Source organism: Micromonospora sp. NPDC126480, assembly GCF_040302465.1.
Classification (GTDB): Bacteria; Actinomycetota; Actinomycetes; order Mycobacteriales; family Micromonosporaceae; genus Micromonospora.
Genome location: NZ_JBEORU010000019.1, coordinates 72,064 through 93,040 on the forward strand (window position 1 = coordinate 72,064; position 20,977 = coordinate 93,040).

Consider the following 20,977-nt stretch of genomic DNA (forward strand, 5'->3'; position numbering starts at 1 on the left):
GAACCCGGCCGGACGCGGACAACCGGACCAGGATACCCGGTCCGGACGATCATGCCCGGGGTGGTGGGCCTACCCCGCGGGCGTACGCCAACGGGGGGCCCACCAGGACGTCGATGTCGAGGCGGGCCCCCCGTGACGGAGGCCGCGGGGCGTCCCGTCCGCATTCCTTGGGTGGGACCTGGGGAGGAACGACCACACCGATGAGGTTGGACCGGAGACGCCCCGCGGAGCTTCATCATGTTGTTACCCGAACTTATACCGAATCACGCTACTTGTCGGAGAAATCGGAGAATCTCCGACAATTTTCTTGAGTAGTTGAATCGGGCGGATCGTGGGCGGTCCCCGCCGCGCCGGGCCGCGCGGCGGGGTGCCCTGCTTTGAACGGATCGTCCGGCCGTGCTCGGCGGTCCGCCGCACACGCGACGGACCGGCCGTCCCACTTCCCTCAACGAGCGCCGCCCGGCTCCGGTGACGCGCGTGCCCCACCGCCGTCGCCCCGACTGTCAGCGACTCGACGTAGGCTCCCCTCCATGCGTATCGGAGCCCACGTCGACTCGTCCGACCCGCTGGCGGAGGCGACCGCCCGAGCGGCAGACGCCGTGCAGTTCTTCCTCTCCGACCCTCAGGGCTGGAAGGCGCCGAAGCCCCGCGAGGACGCCGAGCGGCTGCGCGCCGCCGAGGTGGACCTGTACGTGCACGCGCCGTACGTCATCAACGTGGCGACGCTGAACAACCGCATCCGCATCCCCAGCCGGAAGCTCCTGCTCGCGCACGCCCAGGCCGCCGCCGCCATCGGTGCCCGCGGGCTCATCGTGCACGGCGGCCACGTCAACGCCGGCGACGACCTCGCCGTCGGCTTCGACAACTGGCGCAAGACCTTCGCGTACGCGGCCGACTCGGGCGGCCTCGGCGTGCCGGTGCTGATCGAGAACACCGCCGGCGGCGAGAACGCCTGCGCCCGTCGGCTGGACGCGCTCGCCCGGCTGTGGGACGCGCTCGGCGACCACGAGGTGGGCTTCTGCCTGGACACCTGCCACGCGCACGCCGGCGGTGAGGAGTTGCTCGGGCTGGTCGACCGGGTCAAGGCCATCACCGGCCGGATCGACCTGGTGCACGCCAACAACTCCAAGGGCGCGTTCAACTCGGGCCAGGACCGGCACGACAACCTGGCCGGCGGCACGATCGATCCGGAGCTGGTGGTGGCGGTGATCCGCGCGGCCGGCGCCCCCGTGGTCGTCGAGACCCCGGGCGGCGTGGCGGGCCAGGCGGCCGACATCGCCTTCCTGCGCGACCGGCTCGGGACGGGGGCTCCGACCGCATGACCACCGGAAAGGCCGGCGGTTCGCCGCCGCTTCGTCCCGTGGCACCGACCACGAACGGCACCGGCGACGCCGCACGCCCCAACGACGCGGCGGCCGGGCCTGCCGCCGGCGACGGCTCCGGGGAGGGTCCCGCCGGAACGGGCCGGCCCGGGAACGACGAGTCCGGCGCGGCCGCGGCCGCGGGCGACACGACCGGCGCGGCAAAGCCGAGCGGCGGCACGGGCGACACGGCCAGCGCCGACAAGGCCAGCGCCGACAGGACCGGCCCGGCGAAGGCGCTCAGCGGCACGTCCGGCCCGGCGAAGGCGGCCCCCGACCAGACCGGCGCCGGGAGCACCACCGGTGACAGCACCGGTGCCGGCCGGGCCGCGGACGGCGCCGGCAGCGAGGACCGGGACCCGTTCGCGTCCTTCGGGCCCGCGCCGGAGCCGGTGCCGACCCGCGCCCGCCGGGGGGCCCGTGCCGTCGGGCGGGTGCTGGTGCACGAGTGGACGCTCGCCGTCCTCGGCTCGCTCGTCCTGGCCGTGGCGATGACCTGGCCGGCACTGCGCTATCCGCGCTACACCCTGCCCCAGGACTACTGGGACCCGAGCCTCCAGGCCTGGCAGATGGCCTGGTCCGGCCACGCGCTGCTGACCGATCCGGCCCGCCTGTGGCACTCGAACGCGTTCTTCCCCGAGCGGTGGAGCTTCGCCTTCTCCGACACCCTGCTGGGGTACGCGCCCGCCGGGATGATCGGGTCCGGGCCGGAGGACGCCATCCTCCGGTACAACATCATGTTCGTCCTGGCCCACGCGCTCGCCACGTTCGGCGCGTACGCGCTGGCCCGGCAGCTGGGATCCGGCCGGATCGGCGCCGCGGTCGCCGGCGTGACCTACACCTACGCGCCCTGGCTGCTGGCGCAGGCCGGGCACCTGCACGTCGTCTCCAACGGCGGTATCCCGTTGGCGCTGGCCATGCTCGCCCGTGGACACGGTTGGTCGTTGCGGCACGGCTACCGCCCGGAGAGGCGGCAGGTGGGCTGGGTGTACGCCGGTTGGTTACTCGCCGCCTGGCAGTTGAGCCTCGGCTTCGGCATCGGTCTGCCCTTCGCGTACGTCCTCGCCGGCACCGTCGTGGTCTCGGCGGTGACCTGGTTCCTGCGGCGGTGGGTCATCCGCCCGGTGAAGCGGCCGTTCGGGCAGCGGCTGCTCACCGCCGACGTGTTCGGCGGGCTGGTCTTCGCCGCCGTGGGGCTGTTGCTGGCGGTGCCGTACTTCCAAGTGGCCGAGCTGCATCCGCAGGCGGAGCGGACGGTCGGCGACATCGCCCTGTTCTCCCCGCCCGCGACCGGTTTCCTCACCGCGCCGGCCGAGTCACGGATCTGGGGCGGCCTGCACGAGGGGGCGCGGGAGACGCTGCCGTGGCATCCCGAGATGACGCTGCTGCCCGGGTACGTCCTCTACGCGCTCGCCCTGGGTGGCCTCTTCTTCTCGGTCTGGCGGCTCCGGCACCGGCTCCTGCTGCTGGCCGGGGTCGTGGTCAGCATGGTGCTGGCCATGGGCACCGAGTTCTTCGGGGGCCGGTTCACGTTCGTGCCGCTCTTCGAGCACCTGCCCGGCTGGAACGGGCTGCGTACCCCGGGCCGGCTGATGCTCTGGGCGACGCTGCTGCTCGGTCTGCTCGCGGCCGGCGCGGTGAGTGCGTTCTCCGCCCGCGTGCGGGAGATCTCCGCCGAGCGGATCCCGTCCTGGCCGAGCCCGTGGCTGCGGATCGCCACGCTGCTCCCGCTGCTGCTGGTGACCGTCGAGGGGTTGAACCGCACACCGCACCCGGTCGTTCCGGTGCAGCCGGCGGCGATGCGCACCGTGGACGGTCCGCTGCTGGTGCTGCCCAGCGGCCAGAACCACGACCAGCCCGTCATGCTCTGGTCGACCACCCATTTCCAGGACATCGTCAACGGCGGGAGCGGTTTCACCCCGACCCTGCTGGACGACGTGCGCCGGGTGACGATCGCGTTTCCCGACCGGACCAGCGTCGAGTACCTGCGCACCCTCGGCGTGCGCAACGTGCTGATCGTGCGCGACCAGGTGGCCGGCACGCCGTGGGAGATCAGCGTCGACGCGCCCGTCGACGGCCTGGGCATCGCCCGTGAGGAGATCGGCGACGTGGTGGTCTTCCGGCTCTGACCCCCGCCGCCGGTCAGGTGGTGACCGGCTCGGGGGTCGGGTCGGCGGCCGCGCGACGTCTCTGCAGCCACGGAGCGTCCGGCGCGCCGTCGATCACGCCCGCGTCCGGGTCGTCGGCGTAGGTGGCCCGCACCGCGTCCTGCTCAGGCCGGAGGATCTCCCGTACGACGAGGACGCAGAGCACCACGACGGTGGTCAGCCGGAGCGTGGCGGCAAGCACGAAGACGCCCTCGGGAAACACCGGCCGGCCGGTCGACGCGCCGAGCAGTTCCCCGTAGAAGGCCGCGAAGTAGGCGACCTCGGCGAGCTGCCAGGCCAGGAAGGCGCCCCACTTGGGCCGGGCGAGCACCGCGAGCGGCAGCAGCCAGAGCACGAACTGCTGGGACCAGACCTTGCTGAAGATCAGGAACGCGGCGACGACCAGGAAGGCGAGCTGGGCGAGACGCGGCCGGCGCGGCGCCCGCAGCGCCAGCACGGCGATGCCGACGCAGGCCAGCAGGAACAGTGCGTACGACAGGTTGTTGAGCACCGGGATGTTGACGTTCAACCACTCGAACGGTCCTTGCGAGCCCGGATCCCCGAGGTTGACCTTCCCGTCCAGGTAGCGGCCGATGTACCAGAGGGTGCCCCAGTCGATCGGCCGTTCGGTGTTGAGTTCGAGGAAACGTCCCCAGTTCGTGGGGTAGAGCAGGGCGGTGGGCAGGTTCACCACGAGCAGGGCGGCCGCGCCGGTGCCGATCGCGGTCAGTGCCGCCCGTAGCCGACCGCTGCGGATCGCCAGCAGCAGGATCGGCCAGAAGAGGAAGAGCGGCCAGAGTTTCGCCGCTCCGCCGAGGCCGAGCAGCAGGCCGGCCAGGGCGGGTCGGCTGCGCGCCCAGGCGAGCAGGCCGAACGCGGCGAGGCCGATGGCGAGGAGGTCCCAGTTGACCGTGGCGGTGAGCAGGAGCGCGGGCGCCAGCGCGAAGAGCGCCGCGTCCCAGGGACGGCGGCGGCGCAGGGCGAGGAGTACGGCCACCGTCGCCACCGCGAGCGCGCCGAGCACGAGGACGTTCAGGTTGTAGAACCACATGCCCTGGTTGAGGCCCGGGTCGTCGGCGCCGAGCGCGTGCACCGGCAGGCCCAGGGCGCCCATGAAGTAGCCGGTGAGCACCGGGTACTCCACCGGGTGGTCCCGGTAGGGGACCTTGCCCTCGTTGAGGCCCTCGGCGTAGTAGAGGGCGAGCACGTCGGTGTAGCAGAAGCGGGTGTACTGGACGTTGTTGGTCCAGGCGCCGTCCTGGCAGGGCGACTTCTGCACCCAGTGCAGGGCCATCGTCAGGCAGACCAGGGCCAGGACGATCCGCGCGGCGGTCCAGAACCGACGCTCCCGCCCGACCGGCCGGTCCAGCGCGACGGCGTGGTCGCCCAACGGCCCGCCGATCAGGCCGGAGGCTCCACGGACGAATCCGTCGGAGCGGGACGGGTGGTCCGGGGCACCGGCGTCGTCGATGCCGCGCGTCGACTGCGTGCTCATGAGGGTGCATCCTGCCGTACGCGAGGGCTCCGCGTCCCGCCCCGAGGCCACATGTCGTACGCGAAGACGCCGCCGGTGGGCGGAGCGGCTGCTCGGCCCACCGGCGGCGTCCGGATGGTCAATCCCGACGTGGTGTCAGGGTCGGCTGGATCCCGTCCCGGTCGTCGCCGCCCGGCGGGGGCGGTGGCTCGTTCGGGTTGCGCGGGCCGCCGCCGTTGTTGCCGCCGTTGTCGCCCCCACCGTTGTTGTTGCCGCCACCGAGCTGGCAGAACAGGTCGAGCGGCGGGCAGTTCGGCTGCTCCGGGGGCGGCGGTGCCTCACCGTTGCCGGAGTCCGGGTCACCGACGTTGGCCGCCGGCGGGAACTCCTTCTTGTCCGCCCCCTTGAGCGCCCGCTCCATGAACTTCTCCCAGATCTCGCCGGGAAGATTGGCGCCCGAGACGTTGCCGCCACCCTTCAGCTTGAGCGCCTTGCGGTCCTTGACGTTGCCGACCCAGACCGCCGTGGCGAGTTGCGGGGTGTAGCCGATCGTCCACGCGTCGCCGTTCGCCAGGGTGCCGGGCTTGAGTTCCCAGGTGCCGGTCTTGGCGGCCGCCTGCCGGCCGTCCTCCAGCCGGTGGTTGATCCGGCCCGGGTACTCCTTCAGCACGCTGGTGACGTCCGCGACGACGTCCTTGGAGATCGCTTCCCTGGGCTTGATCTGCTCGCTGGCGACCGTGTCCCACTTGCCGGTCTGCTGGTTCCGCTTCTGCACCGAGTGCAGGAAGTGGGCCTTGACGTACTTGCCCTCGTTGGCGAAGGTGGCGACGCCGTTGGCGTGGTCCAGCACGGTGATCGGGTACTGGCCGTAGGCGACGACGTGGAAGAACGGCGCCGGTGCGACCTCCTTCGTGTCCTTCACCTTGGTCAGGTCGACCGCCTCGGCCGGGTTGGTGTTCCACATCGTGGTGATGCCGGCCCGCTTGGCGACGTCGACGATCGCGTCCGGCCCGATGTCCTCACTGACGTGGTAGAACGGCACGTTCAACGACTTCAGCGTCGACTCCCGCAGCGTGCAGGAGTTGCCGCAGGAGGGGTTGTCGGTGCCGGCGTTGCTGACCTTGAACTTGGTGCCCTTCGGCGTGAAGGCCTTGCCCTTCCACCGCGACTCGAGGGACTTCTCCTTCTCCAGCGCCGCCGCCAAGGTGTAGATCTTGAAGCTCGAGCCCGGCGGGTGGCCACCGATGAGGTTGCCGTTGCTGTCGGTGTTCTTGCCGGCGTAGTCGGTGCCGGTGCCGTTGTCACCGCCGTAGTAGCCCTTGACCCGGCCGGTGGCGGGCTCGACCGCTACCACCGCGGCCATCAGGTTCGACGGCTGGCCGGCCAGCTCGGAGTCCTTGCTCTTGCGCTGCGCGGTCTGCACCGCCGCCGCCTGGATCTTGGTGTCGATCGTCGTGCGGATCCGGTACCCGCCGGACATCAGGGCGTCCGAACAGGTCGGCTTGTCGGGCGTGACCTCCTCCTCGCTGGAGACGCAGACGCCCTTCTCCCGCATCTCCGCCTTGACGTAGTTGATCACGTTGCCGTACGGGGTGTTGATGCCGTAGTCGAGCCCGGCACCGGCCTTCTTCGGGTCCTTGATGTTCTTGGGGTACTCGGTCGGCGCCGCCTCCCGGCCGGGAGCGTTGAGCCAGCCCTCCTGGATCATCCCCTGGATGACGTAGTTCCAGCGGACCTTCGCCTCCTCCGGGTTGACCGCCGGGTCGTACCCCTTGTGGGTCGGGCTCGGCACCGGTTGCTTGATGAGAGCCGCGAGCACCGCGCCCTCGGCCACGGTGAGCTTGCTTGCCGACTTGCCGAAGTACGTCTGCGCCGCCGCCTCGATCCCGTACGCGCCCCGCCCGAAGTAGATCACGTTCAGGTAGTGCTGCATGATCGTGGGCTTGTCGTACTTGTCGTTGAGCTTGGAGGCGAGGATCGCCTCCTTCACCTTCCGGGCGTACGTGTCGTCCTTCAGGTTGTCGTAGGCGTTGCGGGCGTACTGCTGGGTGATCGTCGAGGCGCCCTGCTTGTCGCCGCCGGTGAAGTTGTTCCACGCGGCCCGGGCGATGCCCTTGTAGTCGACGCCGGAGTGCTTGTAGAAGTTCCGGTCCTCGGCGGCGGCGACCGCGTCCTGCACGTGCTGCGGGATCTGATCGATGGTGACCAGGGTGCGGTCCTGGGTGCCGAGCTTGGCGATGAGCGTCTTGTTGTCGTACGCGTACAACGTGGTGGCCTGCGGCGGGGTCGTGTCCTCGGGAAGGACCACGTTCGTCGAGTAGTAGGTGAAGCCGACCACGCCGAGACCGGCGAGCATGATGAAGACCGCGAACGCGGCGATCAGCATGTTGGCCCGTTTGCGCTTCTTCGCCCGGGCGATGGCGTCCGGATCGCGTCCGGGGCGCGCGAACCCGCCGGGCCCGCCCGGACCGCCCGGCCCGCCGGGACCACCCGGGCCCCCCGGACCGCCGGAGACCGGCGAGACGCTGGCGCGCGCCACCGAGGCGCGGCCACCCACCGCGGCCGAACCGACCCGCGCGCGGCCCGCCGACGCGGCGCCGACGGCGGCCGCACCGACTCCGACGGTCGCGCGTCCGGCCGAGCCGCCCGGGGCCGGGGACACCGGGACCGAGGCACGACCGGGTGCCGGGGACACCGGCACCGACGCCCGACCCGGGCGGCCGACCGGGGCCGAGCCGGCTGCTCCCCGTGCGGGGACGGACGCCGAGCCGCCGACGGAGGCCCGGCCGCCGGAGGCGCCGCCGCGGGGGGACACCGAGGCGCGGCCCGCCGATGCCGTACCCTCCGATGCGGCCGACCAGCCACCCGCCTCACCGCCCCTGGCGCGGTACGTGTCGTCGGCCGGCCCGGGGTCGCCGTGCTGGCCCGGAATCCGGGCCCGCCCGTGCGGGGAACTGGGATCGCCGTACGAGTTCATTCCTCACACCCTGCCGGTCGCGGTGGGGCGCGGCTGCGCCACCACCGGGTTGCCGTGAGTTGGGACACCCGCCGCCGCACGGTCGCGCCGGACGGCCGGTGTCACTTGCGAATCTTTCGGGCCAATCAGACCAACGAGCCGTCGGTCGCTCCGGGCGTGCACGCGCAGGCCGGGGTCAGCCGATCGAGCTGAAGTCACCGTTGCGCCTCTCGCCTCCGTCGCCCGGTCCGAGCGCCGGCGGCGGCCACGCCACCCACCGCGCCCTGCTCCGGCCCCTCCTCGGCCAGCCCGTCCCGCCCGAGCAGGTACTGCTCGACGAGATGGTTCCAGTCACAGCCGAGGCACACCTCCACTACGAAGACCTGGAACTCACGGAGCGTCATCGCCAGCACGGGCAACTCGGCCAGTGTCCGGGCCTGGCCGGCGGACTGCTTGAGTTCGTCCCCGTAAATGTAGTGCACGTGCGTCAGGTTCTCGCTCCGGCAGATCGGGCACCGCTCGTCGGTCGGCTCACCGTGGAAGCGAGCCGCGTTCTTCAGGTACGGCGATGCGTCGCACACGTCGTACGTGCCGACCCGCCCGGCGAGGAGATCACGCAGCACCGCTCGCTTCTGGAGCGAGTAGTCGACGACCTGGCGCTGCGTACGCATGCGCAAGAGGGTACGCGGTCTCGCCCGGCCCGGCGACAAGGGTGACTGAGCGTGATTGCGGGACCCCGGAACGGGGGTTTGCCCTGCCCCCGACGATCCGCTAGCGTGCGATGTATCGGTCCGATACATCGCAGCGAATAGGGCCCGGTGCGCAGGGTAAAGGGAGGGTGGCCGATGCTCGAACTCGCCATCCTCGGCCTCCTTCAGGAGGCCCCGATGCACGGCTACGAGCTGCGCAAGGAGTTGACCGCCAAGCTCGGCGCCATCCGGGCCGCGATCAGCTACGGCTCGCTCTACCCGACCCTGCGCCGCCTGCAGGCGGCGGGGTGGATCACCGAGGCCGCTGAGACACCCGCAACCGCCGAGGAGGTTCCCGCGCTGACCAGCCGACGAGGTCGGGTGGTCTACAAAATCACCGCGGAGGGCAAGGAACGCTTCGCCCAGCTCATCGCACAGGCCGGGCCCGAGACGTACGACGACACGGGCTTCGGGGTGCACTTCGCGTTCTTCGCCCGGACCGACCAGGCGACCCGACTGCGCATCCTGGAGGGTCGTCGCCGAAAGATCGAGGAACGTCGCGAAGGGCTCCGCGACGTGCTCGGCCGCGCCGCCGAGCGCCTCGACGCGTACACGCTGGAGCTGCAGCGCCACGGCCTGGAGGCCTGTGAGCGCGAGGTCCGCTGGCTGGAGGAGCTCATCGCCAACGAGCGCTCCGGCCGTGCCCCGACGGTCCCGGGCACCGGGACGGCCGGCGGCCGACGAGAAGACAACAGCCCGCCTCCGCCTGGAGAGTCCAGGAAAGAGCGGCCGTGATGAAGAAGAAGGAGGCAGACGCTATGGGCTCCGTCCGCGTCGCCATCGTCGGTGTGGGGAACTGCGCCTCGTCCCTCGTACAGGGCGTGGAGTACTACCGCAACGCCGACCCGAACGACCGCGTCCCGGGTCTCATGCACGTCACCTTCGGCGACTACCACGTCTCGGACGTGAAGTTCGTCGCGGCGTTCGACGTGGACGCCAAGAAGGTGGGCATGGACCTCGCCGAGGCGATCGTCGCCAGCGAGAACAACACCATCAAGCTGTGCGACGTGCCGCCGACCGGCGTGACCGTGCAGCGCGGCCCGACCTTCGACGGTCTCGGCCAGTACTACCGCGAGATCATCGAGGAGTCGGACGTCGAGCCGGTCGACGTGGCCCAGGCGCTGCGCGACGCCGAGGTCGACGTGGTCGTGTCCTACCTGCCGGTGGGCTCGGAGCAGGCCGACAAGTTCTACGCCCAGGCCGCGATCGACGCCGGCTGCGCGTTCGTCAACGCGCTGCCCGTCTTCATCGCCTCCGACCCGGTGTGGGCGAAGAAGTTCGAGGACGCGGGCCTGCCGATCGTCGGTGACGACATCAAGAGCCAGGTCGGCGCCACCATCGTGCACCGCGCCCTGGCGAAGCTGTTCGAGGACCGTGGTGTCGAGCTGCTGCGCACGTACCAGCTCAACTTCGGCGGCAACATGGACTTCATGAACATGCTGGAGCGCAACCGCCTGGTCTCGAAGAAGATCTCGAAGACCCAGTCGGTGACCTCCCAGGTGCCGCACGAGATGGCCAAGAGCGACGTGCACATCGGCCCGTCGGACCACGTGCCGTGGCTGGACGACCGCAAGTGGGCGTACATCCGCCTGGAGGGCCGCTCCTTCGGTGACGCTCCGCTCAACGCCGAGCTGAAGCTCGAGGTGTGGGACTCGCCGAACTCGGCCGGTGTCATCATCGACGCGGTCCGCGCCGCGAAGATCGCCCTGGACCGGAAGATCGGTGGCCCGATCCTGTCGGCGTCGTCGTACTTCATGAAGTCCCCGCCGGTCCAGTACGCCGACCACGACGCGCACGCCGCCGTGGAGGAGTTCATCGCGGGCGAAATCGAGCGCTGACGCGCCGAGCGAACAGCGACGGGAAGGGCCGGGTCCGTGCGGACCCGGCCCTTCCCGTCTGCTCACGACCAGGCGTGCCGGAGGGCCACTCCCGCCTCCAACTCGAGGAGCGTCACCTTGCGGTCGAGCCCGCCGCCGAAGCCGACCAGCTTCCCGCCGGCGCCGACGATCCGGTGGCACGGCACGATCACCGGGATCGGATTGCGGTTGCAGGCGACGCCGACCGCCCGCGCGGCGGACGCGTCGCCGAGGCGGCGCGCCACCTCGCCGTAGGTGAGCGTCTCCCCGTACGGGATCGTGGTCATCTCGCGCCAGACCGCCCGCTCGAACTCCGAGCCGCGCGGGATCCGCACCGGAACCGTGAACGCGGTCAGGTCACCGGCGAAGTAGGCCCGCAACTCCGCGACGGCGCGCGCCGCCGCGTCGCCGGGCGGTTCGTCGTCGACGGTGGCGACCCGCCCGAAGTGCGCCCCGCACACGGCGGACCCGTCGGTGGCCACGGAGAACTCGCCGATCGGGGTGTCGAGCACGGTCCAGCGCATAAACCCATTGTCCCCGCCGGTACGACACCGTTCTCAGAGCAGGTTCACACCGAGCAGCAGCGTTCCCGCGGCCAGGCTCGCGCCGCCGGCGACGGTCAGCCAGATCAGCTTGTTCGGCTTCGTGTCGGTCGGGCGGACCACCGACAGGAAGAAGCCGAGCGGCATCAGGATCGGCGCGGCGACGAACAGGGTCCGGATCAGCGTCCGGGTGCCCTCCGACACGTCGGCCGCGTCGATGTAGGGGAGGGCGACCAGGGCGAAGAGGACCAGCACGCCGGCGTGGGCGTGCCCGGCGGTCCAGAGCCCGCGCCGAACCGGGTTGTCCAGGTAGCCGGCTTTGCGCCGGGCCAGGTGGGTGAGCAGGGTCAGCCCGCCGTACGCGATGGTCACGACCGTGATCATCAGGATGCCGGCGGTGGTCAGCGTCGCCGAGGACACGTGGCACCTCCATCTAGTCACTGTAAAGATGCCAAGCGAGGCGAATCTTGTCAACAGCTAGATTGCGGGTTGCGCAAGGCCGGTACCGTGCCGGGCGTGGCAACGGGGACTCTGATCTTCCTCATCGTCGGCGCGGTCGGCGTCGCGGTGCTGGTGCTCGCACTGCTCGGCGGCGAGCTGCTCCACTTCGGTCAACCGGACATCGACGGCCCGGTCACGACCGAGGCGGTCGCCGGTTTCGCCGGTGCGTTCGGGTTCGGCGGCGCCGTCGTCAACGAGCTGCTCGGCGGGCGTACCCCGGGAATGCTGGCACTGGCCGTCGCCGGAGGCGTCGTCGCCGCCGTGCCCACCGCCTGGGCCGCGTCCCGCCTCGGCCGGGCGGCCCGCGACATGCCCACCGATCCGACGCCCACCCGCGCCGACGTGGTCGGCGCACTCGGCCTGGTCGTCACCCCCGTTCCCGCCGACGGTTACGGCGAGGTCCGGGTCCGCGTCGCCGGCACGCCGGTCAAGTTCAACGCCCGCGCCGACCGACCCATCCCCGCCGGTTCCCAGATCTTCGTGGTCGAGGCGCTCAGCGACACAAGCGTGCACGTCGAGACCTACTGATCCGCCGAACCTCCCGACCGACACGTCCCGGACGTGTCGGGATCCACCCACGCCAGAAAGGCGGTTCTCATGCCCCTCGTCATCGCCATAGCCGGAGCCGCGCTCCTCTTCGTCGTCCTCATCCTCTTCGTGCTCTCCCGGATCAAGGTCGCCGGACCCAACGAGGCGTTCATCGTCACCGGCCGCAAGGGGCGCACGACCCAGACGGCCGACGGCAGCCGGTCCACCGACATGTCCGGGCAGAAGGTCGTGCTCGGCGCCTCGGTCTTCGTGCTGCCGGTCGTCCAGAAACTCCAGTCGCTCGACCTGTCCAGCCGCCGCATCGACGTCGGCATCCGGGGCGCGGTCAGCAAGCAGGGCATCCGCGCCGACCTGCACGGCGTGGCGATCGTCAAGGTCGGCGGCACCGAGGACTCGATCCGGGCCGCCGCTCAGCGCTTCCTGCACCAGCAGGACGAGATCGACAACTTCACCCGCGAGGTGCTCGCCGGCGCGCTGCGCTCGATCGTCGGCCGGCTCACCATCGAGGAGGTCATCCGCGACCGGGCCGCCTTCGCCAGCGCGGTGGCCGAGGAGGCCGAGCATTCGATGACCAACCAGGGCCTGGTGCTGGACACGTTCCAGCTCCAGGACATCCTGGCGGAGGGTTCGTACCTGGCCGACCTCGGCCGGCCCGAGGCCGCGCGGGTGCTCAAGGACGCGGCGATCGCCGAGGCGCGCGCCCGCCAGGCCGCCGAGCAGGAGCGGCTGCTGGCCGAGGAGGCGATCGCCGAGGCCAACCGGAACCTCGCGCTCAAGCAGGCCGCGATCCAGGCCGAGATCGACGCCGCGAAGGCGAAGTCGGCGGCCGCCGGCCCGCTCGCCCAGGCGGAGCGGGACCAGGCGATCCTCTCCGAGCAGCAGAAGGTGGCCGAGCGCAACGCCGAGCTCAAGCAGCGCCAGCTCGACACCGAGGTACGCAAGCCGGCCGACGCGGCCCGCTACAAGGTCGAGCAGGAGGCCGAGGCCGCCCGCAACGCCGCCGTGCTCCACGCCGACGCCCAGCGTCAGTCGGTCATCGCCGCCGCCCAGGCCGCGGCCGAGCAGGCACGGCTCACCGGTGAGGGTGAGCGGGCCCGGCGTGCCGCGCTCGCCGAGGCGAACGCCATCGAGGGTGCCAAGGAGGGCGAGGCCGAGCAGCGCCGCCGCTCCGCGATCGCCGAGGCGGTCGAGCGCGAGGGACAGGCCGAGGCGGCCGCCACCCTCGCCCGGGGACAGGCCGAGGCGGAGGCGATGGCGCGCAAGGCCGACGCGTTCGCCGCGTACGGGGAGGCGGCCGTCCTGGACCTGCTGGTCAAGGTGCTCCCGCAGGTCGTCGAGGCGGCCAGCGCGCCGATCGGCGCGATCGACAAGATGACGGTGATCTCCACCGACGGTGCGTCCTCGCTGACGAAGTCGGTCGCCGGCAACGTCGCCCAGGGTCTTCAGCTCGGCAGCGACCTCACCGGCATCGACCTGGCGGGGCTGCTCGCCCGCCTGGCGTCCTCGACGGACTCGGTGGGCAACGGCAAGCCGGCGGTCGAGAGCGCCGAGACCCGCTGACCGTGACCCCGGGGCGGCGCCGCGCGGTGCCGCCCCGGGCTACGCGATGACGCCCTGCTCCCGGGCCCAGCGCAGCAGCTCCGCCTCGGCCTCGTCCCGGTCCAGCGGGCCGCGCTCCAGCCGCAGCTCCTTCAGGTGCTTCCACGCACGCCCGACGACCGGCCCCGGCGGTACGCCGAGCAGCTCCATGATCGCGTTGCCGTCCAGGTCGGGGCGGACCCGGGCCAGGTCCTCCTCCGCCGCGATCCGGGCGATCCGCTCCTCCAGCGCGTCGTAGTCCGCGGCGAGCTGAGCGGCCTTGCGCCGGTTGCGGGTGGTGCAGTCGGAGCGGGTCAGCTTGTGCAGGCGCGGCAGCAGGTCACCCGCGTCGGCCACGTACCTCCGGACCGCCGAGTCGGTCCACTCGCCGCGCCCGTACCCGTAGAAGCGCAGATGCAGGGCGACAAGCGCGGTGACCTTGGCGATCACGTCCTTCGGGTAACGCAGCGCCTTCATCCGGGCCTTGGTGAGCCGGGCACCGACCACCTCGTGGTGGTGGAAGCTGACCCGGCCGTCCGTTCCCACCGCCTTTGTGGCCGGCTTGCCCACGTCGTGCATGAGCGCCGCCATCCGGAGGATGAAGTCGCAGCCCTCGTCCTCGTATGAGACCGCGTTGCCGACCACGGTCAGCGTGTGCTCGTAGACATCCTTGTGCTGGGCGTGCTCGTCGATCTCCAGCTTCAACCCGGTCAGCTCGGGCAGGAAACGCTCGGCCAGGCCGGTGTCGACAAGCAGCCGCAGCCCGGTCACCGGGTCGGCGCCGCAGAGCAGCTTGGTGAACTCGTCACGGATCCGCTCCGCGGTGATCCGCTCCAGGTCGGCGGCCATCCGGGTCATGGCCGTCCGCACGTCGGGGTGGACCGCGAACCGTAGCTGCGCGGCGAATCGGGCCGCCCGCAGCATCCGTAGCGGGTCGTCGCCGAACGACTCGTGGGGTGCGCCCGGGGTACGGATGATCCGGGCGGCGAGGTCGGCGAGGCCGCCGTGCGGGTCCGTGAACCGGTGGTCGGGCAGGCTCACCGCCATCGCGTTGATGGTGAAGTCGCGGCGGCGCAGATCCTCGGTCAGGTCCGTGCCGTACTCGACAAGCGGGTTGCGGCTGACCTGGTCGTACGACTCGGCCCGGAACGTCGTGATCTCCAGGCGCAGGCCGTCGCGCTGCACGCCGATGGTGCCGAACTCGCGGCCGGTCTCCCAGATCGACTCCGCCCAACCCCGGACGATCCGTAGCGTCTGGTCGGGGTGCGCGTCGGTGCAGAAGTCCAGGTCCTCGCCGAGCCGGCCGAGCAGGGCGTCCCGGACGGAACCGCCGACCAGGTGCAGCTCGTGCCCCGCCTTCGCGAACCGGCGGCCCAGCTCGTCGGCGACCGGAGAGACCCGGAGCAGTTCGGCGACGGCGGTGCGCTGCGCGGCGGTGAGATCGCGGCGGTCGGCGGCGTACGGTGCGGAGGCGGCGTCGGACATCGGATCGTCAGCCTATCGGTCGGTGCGGGCATCCTGTCCGGCGGGCGCGGGTAACGACGGGCCGTTGACTAAGGTCTGTTGGCGGGCTCGGACTCTGTGGCGGGCTCCGACGCACCCCTGGAGGCGACAAGGATGAGCGGCCGGGTCTACCGCAGCGCGAACGCGCAGGGTGGCGATGACGGCGCCTTCATCGCCGCCGAGCCGCTGAACCAGCCGGCCGCCGAGGCCACCGCACCGCCCCAGGAGGTGGTGGCCGAGGGCAGCGCCGCCGCGAACAGCGCGGTGATGGCCGTCGGCAGCCTGGTCAGCCGGGGCACCGGCTTCCTGCGGACCCTGGCGCTCACGGCGGCGCTCGGCTCGGCCGTGGGTGACGCCTACACCACCGCGCAGATCCTGCCCGGGATGGTCTACGAGTTCCTGCTCGGCGGCATCCTCACAAGCGTCCTGATCCCGGTGCTGGTCCGTCGGCGCAAGGTGGACGCGGACGGCGGCCAGGCGTACACCCAGCGGCTGCTGACCCTGGCGGTGCTGGCCCTCGGCGCCGCGGCCGTGCTGGCGGTCCTCCTCGCGCCGGTCCTGACCTGGCTCTATGCGAGTGACCAGTCGAGTCCGGACTACCAGGATCTGGTCACCGCCTGGGCCCGCCTGATGCTGCCGATGATCTTCTTCACCGGCCTCAGCGCGCTGATCAGCGCCGTGCTCAACACCCGCGGCCACTTCGCCGCCCCGATGTGGGCGCCCATCCTCAACAACATCGTGGTGATCGCGACCGCGGGTCTCTACATCGCGATCTTCACCACCGACCGCCTGGCTCCCGCCGAGATGACCCCCGGCCGCATCCTGCTGATCGGCGGCGGCACCCTGCTCGGCGTGGCGGTACAGGCCGCGGGACTGCTCCCCGCCCTGCGGAAGGTGGGCTTCCGGTGGCGGTTCCGCTTCGACTTCCGCTCGCTCGGCCTGGGCGAGCTGGCCCGGCTCGGCGCGTGGATGTTCTGTTACGTCGGGGTCAGCCAGATCGGGCTGATCGTGGTGTTCAACCTGCTCAGCCGCACCAGTGGCACGGCGGCCGGCCCGCTGATCTACAACAACGTCTTCCTCCTGCTGATGATGGCCCACGGCATCATCGCCGTCTCGATCATCACCGCGCTGATGCCCCGGATGAGTGCCGCCGCCGCCGACGCCCGGTACGGGGACCTGGCCGCCGACCTGTCCCGCGGCACCCGGACCGTCTCGGCGGTGCTCGCCCCGATCGCGGTCTGCTACGCGGTGCTGGCCACCCCGATCTCGTTCACCCTGTTCCGCTACGGCGCGTTCGAGGCCGAGAACGCCCGGGCCACCGCCCCGGTCCTCGTCTTCGCCGCCGTCGCCCTGGTTCCGTTCGCGATCAGCCAGCTGTTCACCTTCGCGTTCTACGCCCTGCCCGACACGCGTACCCCGGCCCTGGTCAACATCCCGGTCGTCGTGCTCCGCGCGCTCGTCCAGATCGGTCTCTTCGCGGCGTTCTCGGCCAGCTTCGCAGCCTCCGGGATGATGATCGGCAACGCGGTCTCGTACCTGGCCGCCGCCGTCGCCTCGGCCTGGCTGCTGCGCCCCCGGGTCGGCCGGATCGGGCTCGGCGCCATCCTGCGGACGCTGGGTCGGGTGTCGGTGGCCGCCACCGGTGCGGCGCTGGTCGGCCTGCTCGTGGTCGCCCTGCTGCCGGGCGACGACACGCCGACCCGGCTCCAGGCCGTCGTCCAACTGGTGATCGGCGGGACGGTGATCGGCGGCACCTATCTCGGGCTCGCGGTGCTGCTGCGGATCGGGGAGATCACCGAGGTGGTCGGGATGGTGCGTCGGCGGCTCGGTCGCTGAGCGTCCGGTCGGCGGCCCTTCGAACTGCCGCCGGAATGGACTGCACGCTGAGTGAACGAGGATCACCAGCCTGGGGATGCGGCTGTGGATAACTCCGCGATCCACCGCTCACTGACCGGATCGGCCTGTGGATAACCAACCGGACGGCTGAGCATGGCCGACCGTGGTGCGGGAACTACCGGTCGCGTCGGCGTGGCCGGCGCATCCGGTCCAGCCCCACCGGCGACTACTTGCGGTCAACCTCTAGATTGGCTAGTACATGTGCCAGCAACGCGGCTGACAACGGTCGTAATCGGACAAGTTCCCCGACCGCCGGCAGCCTCTCCCGGTGCGGCGGGAAGATGACATGTCGAGGAGCCGGCCAACCCGGGTAAGGTCGCTCTCGACGGGTACGGCAGGCGACGGCGCCCGCGCGTCGACACCGGCCGGCCGGTTCCTGGAAAGCAGAGCGGAAGCCACAATGCCCAGCAGCACGGGTCCATCGATCGACACGATCACCGAGGGAGGACGGGTGACCCAGGTCGGCGAGGGTCAGGAGGCGGACGAGAACGCTCCGTCGGTCATGACCTTCGGTGCTCCGACGGCCGGTGAGGTCCTCGCCGAGCGGTACGAACTCGTCGAGCACATCAACAACGACAGCGCAGGCCGACTGGTCTGGCGCGGGGTCGACGTCGTGCTGCGCCGTCCCGTCGCGGTGGTGCTGCGCTATCCGGGTGGCGACTCCGCCACCGAGATGCTTCAGGCCGCCGTCGCGGCCAGCCGGGTCATCCACCCCAACCTGGTCGGGGTCTACGACGCGATCGACGAGGGCGAGCGGGCGTACGTGGTCCGCGAGTGGGTGGACGGGCAGTCGCTCCGGGAGCACGTGACCGAGGAGCCGCTCGACCCCGCCCGCGCCACCGCCGTCGGCAACGCGGTCGCCAGCGCGCTGGCCGCGGTGCACGCCACCGGGATGGTGCACGGCAACGTCCACCCCGGCACCGTCATGATCAGCGATGACGGCCGGGTCGTGCTGGCGGACGCGCGCACCGACGGGGACGACAGCCAGGAGAGCGACGTCCGGGCCGTCGGCGGCGTGCTGTACTTCGCCCTGACCGGCCACTGGCCGCACACCGAGGTTCCGCTGCGCGGCGCGACCGCCGGCCACGGCCGCGCGGCCATCCCCGACGCCGTCCGGGACGCCGAAGGGGTGCTCGCCGCGCCGCGCCAGGTCCGCGCCGGGATTCCCGCGTACCTGGACGACCTCACCATGGACCTGCTGGACGCCGAGATCGCGCCACCGCCGTCGGACGTCCTCGCGGCGGAACTGGCCCGGCTGGACGTCCCGGCGGACGAGCACTTCCTGGACAACACCGGTCCCCTGCGCTTCGCCGCCGAAACCGAGGAGGAGCCCTCCCCGCTGGCCGCCGCTGGCGGGCGCAAGGTCGCCATCGGCGTCGCCGGCATGCTCGCCGTCGCGCTGGTCGGCCTGCTGGTCGGCATCAGCGCGCTCGCAAACGGTGACGACTCCGACCGGCGCCCGAACTCCGCCGCCGTCGCGACTCCCAGCCCCGGCGGGGACGCCACCCCGGCCGCCGCCGCGGTCGGCCCGCTGAAGATCAGTGCCGCCAGGATCATCGACGACCCCCGCGGAGACCGCGAAGAGGTTCGCGACGCCGAGAAGGTCTTCGACGGCGACGAGGACAACGCCTGGGAGACCCAGACCTACAACCGGACCAATTTCGGCAACTTCAAGAAGGGCATGGGCGTCTGGATCGACCTCGGCGAGCCGCACACCGTCAAGTCGCTGCAGGTCAAGCTCTCCGCCCGCGGGGCGTCGGCCCAGCTGTTCGCCGGCACCAACGACCATCCCTCCTCCAAGACGGGCGACGACGCCCTCTACAAGGAGTACTCGAAGAACCCCATCGGCGAGCCCTTCGAGGACGCCGACACCACCATGACCTTCATCGCCTTCGACCCCGACAAGCAGTACCGCTACCTGCTGTTCTGGCTCACGGAACTGCCGCCGAGCGACGGTGGCTTCAAGGTCGGCGTCCAGGAGATCGAGGTCAAGGGATCGTGATCCGCGGGCCACGCTCCGGGCACCGCCTCCGCCGGACGTGGTGATGGCGACGAACGGGACCACCGGGCGACCCGCGGGCGACGACGTCCCGCCGGTGGCGGCGTCCGACCTGGAACTGCTGCACGCCCACGTGGCGGGTGACCGGGACGCCTTCGCGGAGCTGTTCCGCCGGCACCGGGACCGGCTGTGGGCGGTCGCAATCCGCACACTCGGCGACCGGGAGGAGGCGGCCGACGCGCTGCAGGACGCGCTGCTGTCCGCCCACCGCGCGGCCGGGCGGTTCCGGGGCGACGCGGCGGTGACCACCTGGCTGCACCGGATCGTGGTCAACGCCTGCCTGGACCGCGTACGGCGCCGGCAGGCGCACCCGACCGTGCCGCTGCCCGACGGTGTCCGCGACGCCGAGGGCGCGACCGGCGGCGTGGAGCCCGCCGCCCCGGCGGCCGACCACGACACCGCACTCGTGGTGCGGGAGGCGCTGGCCGGATTGCCGGTCGAGCAGCGCGCCGCGCTGATCCTGGTGGACGTGCAGGGCTACCCGGTCGCCGAGGTGGCCCGCATCCTGGGCGTCGCCGAGGGGACGGTGAAGAGCCGGTGCGCCCGCGGCCGGGCCCGACTGGCGGCGGTGCTCGGGCACCTCCGACCGAAACCCGCGGCCGGGCCCGCGCGGCCGGGCGGGAACGTGCCGACCGTCACGCGCGGGAACCCGGAGCCCGCCGGGGGCGTCGGATCGGTGTCGGGGCGTTCCCGGCGCGACACCCACCAGGAGGACTCGTGACGACCGGGGGTTTCCGGGAGGTCGACCACGACCTGCTCGCCGACTACGTCGGCGGGGCGCTGGACGGCACCCCGGACGAGGTGAACGTCGCCCGCCTGGTCGAGGAGGACGCGGCCTGGGCCGAGGCGTACGCCCGGCTCGCTCCGGCGGTCGCGGACGTGCGTGCCGACCTGCTCGCCTGGGGCACCCGGGCGGAGGAGATGCCCGCCGACGTCACCGATCGGATCGCCGCGGCGTTGGCCACAGCCGACCCGACCGGCCCGGCACGGGCCCCGGCCGGTCATGTCGTCCCGGTGCAGCCGCACGGCGGGCCGCGACGTCCCGGCGGTGCGTCCCGACCGGGCGGTTCCGCGGCCGCCGGCCGGCGGCGCCGGCGCTGGACGCGGATCGGCGCTCCCGTCGCGCTCGCCGCGGCGGCGGTGACCGCCGTCGGACTCCTCGGCGTGGACCAGCTCGGCGGCCGGCGGGGCGGCGACAGCGCGGTCACCGGAGCCGGCTCGGAAGCAGCCGCTCCGGCCGTCGGCCAGCCGGTGCGCACCGCCGCACCGCCGCTGCGTACCGGCCTGAACTACACGCCGGAGGCGCTGGCGGCCCCACCCGCACGGACCTTCGCGAGCGACGGGCCATCGATCCGGTCGGGCGACGCCCAGCAGGGCGGCCGGGTGGCCGGGCCGATCGGGCTCGACCGGCTTGAGGATCCCGGCGCCCTCACGGCCTGCCTCGCCACGATCGGCGCCGAGCACGGCCACGCTCCGATGACCGTCGACCTGGTCGACTACGCCCGGTTCCAGGGCGTGCCGGCGCTTGTGGTCCGGTTCACCGACGCCACCGGGGCCCGCTGGGCCTGGGTGAGCGGTCCCGAGTGCGGGGTGCCCGGGTCCGGCTCGGACAGCCGGTACCGGACCCGGGTAGGGTGAGACCACGGTCGTAGGGGCTGTGTCCCGCGACGTGACGTGACCCACCGGATGACCGGCTCGGGAATCCCCGGTTCGTACGATGACGTTCTGCACATCAGTTGCCGGCACTGGCTGAGGCGTCGGCACGGGATCGGCATCGGTGCGCGCGCCGATGGCGAACACACACAA

Annotated in this window: 16 protein-coding genes; 10 read left to right on the forward strand and 6 right to left on the reverse strand. The window is 71.9% G+C overall.

Annotated elements, in window-relative coordinates; all coding sequences use genetic code 11:
• Positions 1-530: 530 nt before the first annotated feature.
• Together ABTW87_RS18835 and ABTW87_RS18840 are read left to right on the forward strand one after the other, a co-directional pair.
• Positions 531-1,322, forward strand: a complete 792-nt coding sequence (locus ABTW87_RS18835; protein ID WP_350652110.1) for a deoxyribonuclease IV — start codon at positions 531-533, stop codon at positions 1,320-1,322.
• The gene (locus ABTW87_RS18840; RefSeq protein ID WP_350652111.1) at positions 1,319-3,490 is read left to right on the forward strand and encodes a putative glycosyltransferase family protein; all 2,172 of its coding nucleotides are present in this window, start codon (positions 1,319-1,321) and stop codon (positions 3,488-3,490) included. Before ABTW87_RS18835 ends, ABTW87_RS18840 begins: the two co-directional genes overlap by 4 nt.
• 13 nt (positions 3,491-3,503) lie before the next feature.
• Here ABTW87_RS18840 and ABTW87_RS18845 read toward each other — a convergent pair whose 3' ends face one another.
• From ABTW87_RS18845 to ABTW87_RS18855, 3 genes are all read right to left on the reverse strand, one after another.
• Complete coding sequence (locus tag ABTW87_RS18845; protein ID WP_350652112.1) at positions 3,504-5,003, reverse strand: glycosyltransferase family 87 protein; 1,500 nt, start codon at positions 5,001-5,003, stop codon at positions 3,504-3,506.
• Positions 5,004-5,121: 118 nt separating this feature from the next.
• Entirely contained in the window at positions 5,122-7,959 is a 2,838-nt protein-coding gene (locus ABTW87_RS18850) for a transglycosylase domain-containing protein (RefSeq protein ID WP_350652113.1), read from the reverse strand.
• Positions 7,960-8,153: 194 nt separating this feature from the next.
• A complete protein-coding gene (locus ABTW87_RS18855) occupies positions 8,154-8,609 on the reverse strand; it encodes a DUF5318 domain-containing protein (RefSeq protein WP_350652114.1) in 456 nt (151 codons plus the stop codon).
• A 174-nt stretch (positions 8,610-8,783) separates the two neighbouring features.
• Between ABTW87_RS18855 and ABTW87_RS18860 the strand changes: the two genes are divergently transcribed.
• Positions 8,784-9,422 (forward strand): PadR family transcriptional regulator, encoded by a 639-nt coding sequence (locus tag ABTW87_RS18860; protein WP_350652115.1) that lies wholly within the window; start codon positions 8,784-8,786, stop codon positions 9,420-9,422.
• 23 nt (positions 9,423-9,445) lie between these two features.
• Complete coding sequence (locus tag ABTW87_RS18865) at positions 9,446-10,525, forward strand: inositol-3-phosphate synthase (protein ID WP_350652116.1); 1,080 nt, start codon at positions 9,446-9,448, stop codon at positions 10,523-10,525.
• A gap of 62 nt (positions 10,526-10,587) precedes the next feature.
• Here the strand turns inward: ABTW87_RS18865 and ABTW87_RS18870 are convergent, their stop codons facing one another.
• The gene (locus tag ABTW87_RS18870; RefSeq protein ID WP_350652117.1) at positions 10,588-11,067 is read right to left on the reverse strand and encodes a methylated-DNA--[protein]-cysteine S-methyltransferase; all 480 of its coding nucleotides are present in this window, start codon (positions 11,065-11,067) and stop codon (positions 10,588-10,590) included.
• Between the two features lie 33 nt (positions 11,068-11,100).
• Entirely contained in the window at positions 11,101-11,505 is a 405-nt protein-coding gene (locus ABTW87_RS18875) for a hypothetical protein (RefSeq protein ID WP_350652118.1), read from the reverse strand.
• 69 nt (positions 11,506-11,574) lie between these two features.
• Here ABTW87_RS18875 and ABTW87_RS18880 point away from each other — a divergent pair, with 69 nt between their 5' ends.
• A complete protein-coding gene (locus tag ABTW87_RS18880; RefSeq protein ID WP_502891609.1) occupies positions 11,575-12,114 on the forward strand; it encodes an NfeD C-terminal domain-containing protein in 540 nt (179 codons plus the stop codon).
• Between the two features lie 69 nt (positions 12,115-12,183).
• Positions 12,184-13,695, forward strand: coding sequence for a flotillin family protein (locus ABTW87_RS18885; RefSeq protein WP_350652120.1), 1,512 nt, complete (start codon positions 12,184-12,186; stop codon positions 13,693-13,695).
• Between the two features lie 39 nt (positions 13,696-13,734).
• On the opposite strand, the gene ABTW87_RS18890 is transcribed toward ABTW87_RS18885, so the two are convergent.
• On the reverse strand, positions 13,735-15,198 hold the full coding sequence (locus ABTW87_RS18890; protein ID WP_350652121.1) for a CCA tRNA nucleotidyltransferase: 1,464 nt from the start codon (positions 15,196-15,198) through the stop codon (positions 13,735-13,737).
• 132 nt (positions 15,199-15,330) lie between these two features.
• On the opposite strand from ABTW87_RS18890, the gene murJ reads away from it, so the two are divergent.
• The 4 genes from murJ (at position 15,331) to ABTW87_RS18910 (ending at position 20,809) form a co-directional block, all read left to right on the forward strand.
• Positions 15,331-17,052 carry a murein biosynthesis integral membrane protein MurJ gene (gene murJ / locus ABTW87_RS18895; RefSeq protein ID WP_350652122.1) on the forward strand — a complete coding sequence of 574 codons (1,722 nt, stop codon included), beginning with the start codon at positions 15,331-15,333 and terminating at the stop codon, positions 17,050-17,052.
• Between the two features lie 460 nt (positions 17,053-17,512).
• A complete protein-coding gene (locus ABTW87_RS18900; RefSeq protein ID WP_350652123.1) occupies positions 17,513-19,114 on the forward strand; it encodes a protein kinase family protein in 1,602 nt (533 codons plus the stop codon).
• A gap of 43 nt (positions 19,115-19,157) precedes the next feature.
• Complete coding sequence (gene sigM / locus ABTW87_RS18905; protein WP_350652124.1) at positions 19,158-19,892, forward strand: RNA polymerase sigma factor SigM; 735 nt, start codon at positions 19,158-19,160, stop codon at positions 19,890-19,892.
• Entirely contained in the window at positions 19,889-20,809 is a 921-nt protein-coding gene (locus tag ABTW87_RS18910; protein ID WP_350652125.1) for an RsmA family anti-sigma factor, read from the forward strand. The genes sigM and ABTW87_RS18910 overlap by 4 nt, the downstream gene beginning before the upstream one ends.
• Positions 20,810-20,977: the final 168 nt, after the last annotated feature.

Coding starts and splice junctions, on each gene's coding strand:
- ABTW87_RS18835 (WP_350652110.1), top strand. CDS start 531: ATGCGTATCGGAGCCCACGTCGACTCGTCCGACCCGCTGGCGGAGGCG.
- sigM (WP_350652124.1), top strand. CDS start 19,158: ATGGCGACGAACGGGACCACCGGGCGACCCGCGGGCGACGACGTCCCG.
- ABTW87_RS18855 (WP_350652114.1), bottom strand. CDS start 8,609: ATGCGTACGCAGCGCCAGGTCGTCGACTACTCGCTCCAGAAGCGAGCG.
- ABTW87_RS18845 (WP_350652112.1), bottom strand. CDS start 5,003: ATGAGCACGCAGTCGACGCGCGGCATCGACGACGCCGGTGCCCCGGAC.
- ABTW87_RS18870 (WP_350652117.1), bottom strand. CDS start 11,067: ATGCGCTGGACCGTGCTCGACACCCCGATCGGCGAGTTCTCCGTGGCC.
- ABTW87_RS18865 (WP_350652116.1), top strand. CDS start 9,446: ATGGGCTCCGTCCGCGTCGCCATCGTCGGTGTGGGGAACTGCGCCTCG.
- ABTW87_RS18840 (WP_350652111.1), top strand. CDS start 1,319: ATGACCACCGGAAAGGCCGGCGGTTCGCCGCCGCTTCGTCCCGTGGCA.
- ABTW87_RS18885 (WP_350652120.1), top strand. CDS start 12,184: ATGCCCCTCGTCATCGCCATAGCCGGAGCCGCGCTCCTCTTCGTCGTC.
- ABTW87_RS18900 (WP_350652123.1), top strand. CDS start 17,513: ATGCCCAGCAGCACGGGTCCATCGATCGACACGATCACCGAGGGAGGA.
- murJ (WP_350652122.1), top strand. CDS start 15,331: ATGAGCGGCCGGGTCTACCGCAGCGCGAACGCGCAGGGTGGCGATGAC.
- ABTW87_RS18860 (WP_350652115.1), top strand. CDS start 8,784: ATGCTCGAACTCGCCATCCTCGGCCTCCTTCAGGAGGCCCCGATGCAC.
- ABTW87_RS18890 (WP_350652121.1), bottom strand. CDS start 15,198: ATGTCCGACGCCGCCTCCGCACCGTACGCCGCCGACCGCCGCGATCTC.
- ABTW87_RS18850 (WP_350652113.1), bottom strand. CDS start 7,959: ATGAACTCGTACGGCGATCCCAGTTCCCCGCACGGGCGGGCCCGGATT.